At 71.1% G+C, this 3,886-nt stretch carries 4 protein-coding genes; 2 read left to right on the top strand and 2 right to left on the bottom strand.

What is annotated here, in order from left to right; genetic code table 11:
• Positions 1–78: 78 nt before the first annotated feature.
• Together IJH84_RS00965 and IJH84_RS00960 are read right to left on the bottom strand one after the other, a co-directional pair.
• Entirely contained in the window at positions 79–951 is an 873-nt protein-coding gene (locus IJH84_RS00965; protein ID WP_295139108.1) for a trypsin-like serine protease, read from the bottom strand.
• A 268-nt stretch (positions 952–1,219) separates the two neighbouring features.
• Positions 1,220–2,065 (bottom strand): helix-turn-helix transcriptional regulator, encoded by an 846-nt coding sequence (locus IJH84_RS00960; protein WP_200070134.1) that lies wholly within the window; start codon positions 2,063–2,065, stop codon positions 1,220–1,222.
• 489 nt (positions 2,066–2,554) lie between these two features.
• Between IJH84_RS00960 and IJH84_RS00955 the strand changes: the two genes are divergently transcribed.
• Both IJH84_RS00955 and IJH84_RS00950 read left to right on the top strand, forming a co-directional pair.
• Positions 2,555–3,100: a YbhB/YbcL family Raf kinase inhibitor-like protein gene (locus tag IJH84_RS00955; protein WP_295139101.1), complete on the top strand. Its 546-nt coding sequence runs from the start codon at positions 2,555–2,557 to the stop codon at positions 3,098–3,100.
• Between the two features lie 18 nt (positions 3,101–3,118).
• A partial coding sequence (locus tag IJH84_RS00950; RefSeq protein WP_295139098.1) for a VanZ family protein occupies positions 3,119–3,886 on the top strand: 768 nt, incomplete at its 3' end.

The following is a 3,886-nucleotide window of genomic DNA, read 5'->3' as shown; positions in this document are numbered from 1 at the left end:
TTCTCAGGCACCGCCCCGGAACATGCGAAGGCCGGGGCGCCCGGCGCGCGCCCCGGCCCTGCTCCGGCTGAACCCGGATCAGCTCAACTGCGCCTGCACCTCGTCGTAGTAGCTGGCCACGCGGGTGTAAACCCCTGGCTGGCCGGGCCGGGCGCAACCGTTGCCCCAGGACACGATCCCGATCAGCCGGTCGTCGACGACCAGCGGCCCGCCCGAGTCGCCCTGGCAGCTGTCCACGCCACCCTCCGGCAGCCCGGCGCAGACCATCGCCTCCGGGTCGTACTGCCCGTTGTAGGCATCGGAGCACTGCTGGTCGGTGGTGATCGGCGGGGTCGCCTGGCGCAGCGTGCGGGACGGGGTGCCGCCTTCGCTCGTGCTGCCCCAGCCGAGCACCGTGGCCTCCTGGCCCGGTTCGTAGAGCCCGGAATCCTGCGGCTGCGCCAGCTGCAGCGGAGTCTGCGACAGGTCCCGTTCCAGGGTCAGCACCGCGACGTCCGAACCGCTGGTGGCCTGCTGGTAATCCGGGTGCACCCAGGTGCCGCGGACGTCGACTTCCTCGCCGTCGCTGCTGAGCTTGTCGTCGCGACCGGCCACGACGGTCATCTCGGGCGGCCCGCCGGTGACGCAGTGCGCGGCGGTGACGACCTTGTCCGGCGCGGCCAGCGTGCCCCCGCAGAACTGGTTGCCCGAGGCGTCGGTGAGGTAGACGACCCACGGGAAGTCATCGGTGCTGGCGGGTTCGCCGCCGACGACCTTGCTGGTGGGCGGCGGTTGCTGTTGCGGGGCCGATTGTTGCGGGGCCGCCGCGACCGGTGCGCTGATCGCCGCTGTGGCGAACGCCGCCGCGGCGAGCGCTCCGGCCGCCGACCACCACCGGGAAGTCGGTTTCCCGGCCGTCCCCGAAGTTCCGGCCAGCCCCGAAGTCCCGGTCTTCCCGCGAATTCCTGTCATCCCGCTGTCCTCCGAATCGCCCTGTCATCCCGCTCGTCCTGCATGGATCAGCCGGTATCGCGGCGCGGTGGTCAACCGGCGCTGCCCCGGTGCGCGGACAGTGTCGCGGACAAAGCGGATCACGGCTCGGTCACAGTCCACAACGGCCGATCGTCTTTACCTGAACAGGTGATATAGCGGGAGAACTCCTCGGTCGGAGCAGTACGTATTAGTCCTTTGTGGACTTTTTCGAAGTTCAACCTCGGGGACACCCGCGCGCAGCGATCGCTCACTGCTCGTGCAGGACCTCGCGGATCAGCTCGGCGCTGGTGTCCGGGGGGTTGGCGGCTCGCACGATGTTGCGCAGGAGCTGGCGGTAGCAGCTGACCGCGCTGTCCGAGTCGAGGAACACCGATGCGTGGTGGTTCTCCTGGAACACGATGTCCGGCTCGCCGTCGTACTCGAAAAGCAGGAACGAGCCGTGCAGCCCCGGATACGCCCCGACCTGGCGCGGCACCACGCGCAGGCAGACGTGGTCGGACTCCATCATCACCAGCAGGTGCAGCAGTTGTCGCTTCATCACGCCCGGGCCGCCGATCGGGCGGCGCAGCGCGTGTTCCTCCACGACCGCGTGGAACAGCGGCGCCCGGCTGCGGCTGAGGATCATCTGGCGGGCCATCCGGGTGGCTACCAGGTCGTCCAGCTCGGCCTCGGAATGCTCCGGGGCCATTCCGGAGATCACCGCGCGGGCGTATTCCGCGGTCTGCAGCAGGCCCGGCACCAGCAGCGGCTCGAAGCTGTGCATCCGGACCGCTTTGCCCTCGTAGTTCAAGAACTCCCGCCAGCTCTGCGGGGCGGCCGAAGGGCGCTGCCACCACGCGGTGCGGCCCGCGTTGCGGGCGAGTTCAACCAGCGCAGTGCGCTCCTGCTCGGCCACCTCGTACAAGCCCAGCAACGCCTGCACATCGGCGAGCTGGACCCCGCTGGCACCGGTCTCGATCCGGCTGATCTTGCTGCCGGAAACACCGAGGCGGGCGCCCGCGTCGGTGCAGCTGAAGCCGCTGCGCTCGCGGTATCTGCGCAGCTCGGTGGCGAGTTGGCGTGAACGGACCGACGTGTGACGGTTACCCGGCATGGCTGCGGTTTCCCCCAGCATCGACATCCCCCGACGAGGACGCCGAACCTTCGGCGCCCGCAAGCACGGACAGGAACTGCGCACGCCGGCCGGAAGTGCTGGTCCGCCCCGGTCGCACCTGCCACGGGCATCTCCCCGAAACCGTGGGCGGCCAGATCGGCGGGCCTGCCCGCTCTGATCGTGCCGCGATCCGGTGCGGTGCCGGTCGTTCTCGGCGCCGCTGCGGATCCTCCCACCACTTCGGGACCGGCGGGTGCGGATCCGGCGAGCGGCCGGAGATTTCCGGCGTCGACCAAGACCGGCGTGCTGCGCCCATGATCTCGAGGGCGGCGCGCGCCGACAATAACTCGATCAAGTGAAGACTTGCAGATTCTTGCAGCCTCACCCGTGCCCGGCAGGACCGCGCAGAGGCCCGACAGCCGCCTACTAAGCTGCGCGCGGGCGAACGCAAGAACCGCCCGCCACCCGTATCGGCTGAGGAGGAGACCGATGAGCCTGGAACGCCCCGTCGACCCGGACCCGTACTCGCTGCTGCCCGAGGTCCCCGCGTTCACGCTCACCTCCAAGGACGTGGCCGAGGACGAGCAGATGGCGCTCACCCACGCCTACGACGGGATGGGCGCCGACGGCGGCAACGTGTCCCCGCAACTGAGCTGGGAAGGCTTCCCGGAAGCCACCAAGAGCTTCGTGGTCACCTGCTTCGACCCGGACGCCCCGATCCCCGGCGGGTTCTGGCACTGGGTGCTGGTCGACGTGCCGCCGACGGTGACCGAACGGGCCGCGGGCGCGGGCGGGCGCACCGGCTCCGGCGTGCCTTCCGGTTCCTTCCAGGTGCCCAACGACCTGGGCGAGCGCGCCTACGCGGGCGCCGCCCCGCCGCCCGGCGACCGCGCGCACCGCTACATCTTCGCGGTGCACGCGCTGGGTGTGGAGAAGCTCGGGGTGGACGACCAGGTCACCCCGGCCGTGGTCAGCTTCAACGTGGCGTTCAACACGCTGGCGCGGGCGGTGCTCGCGCCGACCTACGCGCACTGATCCCGCGCGGAGGTCCCGGTGAGCGTCCGGGTGCTGCCCGCCGTCGTCGCCTCGCTGGTGGCGGTGGCGCTGGCGGTGCTGCTGTTCGTCCCGTTCGTCGCACGCGAGCACCGCAGGCGCGGTGAGCTGCGCCCCGGCACGTTGCTGCTGTTCCTCGCGGCCCTGCTGTACGCGCTGGGGCTGGTGGCTTACGTGCTGGTGCCGCTGCCGCCGGTGGCTCCCGGGTTCTGCGAGGTCTTCGGCGAGCTGGAGCCGCAATGGCGGCCGCTGGCCGGTTTCGACGGCCTCCGGCGCCCGCAGCACTGGATGGAGCTAACCGGGCTGCTCGCGGACGGCTCGGTGCAGCAGTTCGGGTTCAACGTGCTGCTGTTCGTGCCGCTGGGCATGTTCGGGCGGTACCTGGGGCGGCTGAGCCTGCCGTGGACGGTACTGGCCGGGTTCGCGGCCTCACTGCTGGTCGAAGTCACCCAGATCACCGGCATCTGGTTCCTGTACCCGTGCCCCTACCGGCTGTTCGACGTCGACGACCTGCTCGCCAACACCACCGGAGCGCTGGCCGGAGCGGTCGCGGCCCCGCTGCTGCGGCTGCTGCCGGGCCAGCGCAGCGCGGCGGACGCGGGAACGCCCCGGCCGGTCACCGCGCGGCGCAGGCTGCTCGGCATGAGCTGCGACGTGCTGGCGCTGGTGTGGCTGGGACTCATCATCGGGCGCGGCACGCAGCTCGCGCTGGGCGCGACGGGCGCTCCAGTGCCGCCCGGGCTGGGCGAGCTGGTCGAGTCGGCCGCG

Origin of the sequence: Saccharopolyspora sp., from assembly GCF_017434145.1 — a bacterium.
Classification (GTDB): domain Bacteria; phylum Actinomycetota; class Actinomycetes; order Mycobacteriales; family Pseudonocardiaceae; genus Saccharopolyspora_C; species Saccharopolyspora_C galaxeae.
This window is presented reverse-complemented; position numbering and strand designations above follow the sequence as displayed.

What these genes read in the sequence shown, in the direction of transcription:
- IJH84_RS00965 (WP_295139108.1), bottom strand. Translation starts at nt 951, where the DNA reads ATGACAGGAATTCGCGGGAAGACCGGGACTTCGGGGCTGGCCGGAACT.
- IJH84_RS00960 (WP_200070134.1), bottom strand. Translation starts at nt 2,065, where the DNA reads ATGCCGGGTAACCGTCACACGTCGGTCCGTTCACGCCAACTCGCCACC.
- IJH84_RS00955 (WP_295139101.1), top strand. Translation starts at nt 2,555, where the DNA reads ATGAGCCTGGAACGCCCCGTCGACCCGGACCCGTACTCGCTGCTGCCC.